Source organism: Peptoniphilus sp. SGI.035 (assembly GCF_050315115.1).
Lineage (GTDB): Bacteria > Bacillota > Clostridia > Tissierellales > Peptoniphilaceae > Peptoniphilus_A.
Genome location: NZ_JBNPOJ010000066.1, coordinates 1 through 414 on the forward strand (window position 1 = coordinate 1; position 414 = coordinate 414).

At 45.4% G+C, this 414-nt stretch carries 1 tRNA gene and 1 rRNA gene; both read right to left on the bottom strand.

Features of this window, described 5'->3' with window-relative positions:
- Positions 1 to 92: 92 nt before the first annotated feature.
- Positions 93 to 169: transfer RNA gene (locus ACQRC6_RS09880), tRNA-Ile, on the bottom strand.
- A gap of 37 nt (positions 170 to 206) precedes the next feature.
- A 16S ribosomal RNA gene (locus ACQRC6_RS09885) occupies positions 207 to 414 on the bottom strand; the annotation flags it as partial.

A 414-nucleotide genomic window follows, 5' to 3' on the forward strand; every position in this document is an offset into this window, starting at 1 on the left:
TAACATTTCTGTTTTTCCAGTTTATTGTTTGTTTTAGAAATTTTTGATTAGTTTTAAGTTGTTATGGTTCAAAACTTAGTAAAACTAAGTTATGGTGGACCTGGGTGGACTCGAACCACCGACCTCACGCTTATCAGGCGTGCGCTCTAACCAGCTGAGCTACAGGTCCATATATAATTAAAATAGTGTGAAGCTTTTTTCCTTAGAAAGGAGGTGATCCAGCCGCACCTTCCGATACGGCTACCTTGTTACGACTTCACCCCAGTCACTTATCCTACCTTCGACTGCTGCTACCTTGCGGTTCGCTCACAGGCTTCGGGTATTACAAGCTCCCATGGTGTGACGGGCGGTGTGTACAAGACCCGGGAACGCATTCACCGCAGCATTCTGATCTGCGATTACTAGCAACTCCAT